Source organism: Acinetobacter sp. YH16038 (genome assembly GCF_013417275.1).
Taxonomy (GTDB): Bacteria; Pseudomonadota; Gammaproteobacteria; order Pseudomonadales; family Moraxellaceae; genus Acinetobacter.
This window is the reverse complement of the sequence record NZ_VPEG01000181.1, coordinates 1-1,039: the sequence shown is the minus strand read 5'-3', so window position 1 is coordinate 1,039 and position 1,039 is coordinate 1. Positions and strand designations below refer to the sequence as shown.

Sequence of the window (1,039 nt, the reverse complement as noted above, 5' to 3'; positions counted from 1 at the left end):
CCCTGAAAAAATCAAAGAACTATCCCCATATCTAAAAAAAGTGGGATACATGCCATCAAATAAAAAGGACACCGTAAATGGCTAAGTTATCACTAAGTGAAGTATCTAAAAAATTTCATGTGGATAGATCAACTGTTTACAGGGCTATACGTAATGGACGTTTATCACGCTCCAGTGATGGTCAATTTGATCTTACAGAAGTTATTCGATGCTTTGGAGAACCTAACTCAGCATCTCAACCAAGTGAGTTCATCAAACAAAATACAGACCAAGCAACACAAAAGCTTATTACCCATTTAGAAAATGAAGTTAAAAAATATCAGGAACGTGAAGAACGTCTGATGCAACAAATTGACCGCATGCAGACACTCATTGAATTAAAAAGTGTGGCACCTGCCACAGCAATGCCACAATCAAATGCCACGGCATGCGACACCACAATGCAACAGCATGCGACAGACACTCAAGATAATGATAATAAAAAAGAAATAAATAGTTTAATAACTGAAAATGTGGCAATACCACAATCAAATGCCACAATAAGCAACAACACTATGCCACAGCATGCCACGTTGCAAAATGTGGCAATACCACAACCTAAAAAACGTGGCTTATTTGGACGAGTCCTGAATGCCGTATTTAATGAGGATTAAACTCTTAGAAAAGTTTTGAGCATGAAAAAACTGAAAGAGATCCTACAAGCAGTTGCCTTTTTGCTAATTGGCATTCCGATCATGATCATGGCTAGTATTTCAGATCAACGAGCCTTTAAAAAGGAGCGAGAACAACGTGAAAAAGCCCAAGAGCAAAACAGATAATTATTCAGTAAAGTTTACCAATGAAAATCAAGATGGAGTATAAAAACAGGCATATTGTGTGAATAATCCATAAAAAAGCCAAGTTTGTTCAAACTGGACTTTTTTATGGATTACAAACCACTGATTTAAATCAAGTTATGCATTGCATTTCGCATAAGGCGTATTATGTTAATTTTAGAAAAATTAAATTCTAATTCCTTTAGAGATTATTGATCCAATGT

General features: G+C 35.7%; 2 protein-coding genes. Both read left to right on the top strand.

Translation table 11 applies throughout. The features are described 5' to 3' along the window. The first annotated feature begins 77 nt into the window (after window positions 1-77). On the top strand, window positions 78-653 hold the full coding sequence (locus FTV34_RS17700; protein WP_180070940.1) for a plasmid replication DNA-binding protein: 576 nt from the start codon (window positions 78-80) through the stop codon (window positions 651-653). 21 nt (window positions 654-674) lie between these two features. Next, on the top strand, window positions 675-818 hold the full coding sequence (locus FTV34_RS17695; RefSeq protein ID WP_180070939.1) for a hypothetical protein: 144 nt from the start codon (window positions 675-677) through the stop codon (window positions 816-818). Window positions 819-1,039: the final 221 nt, after the last annotated feature.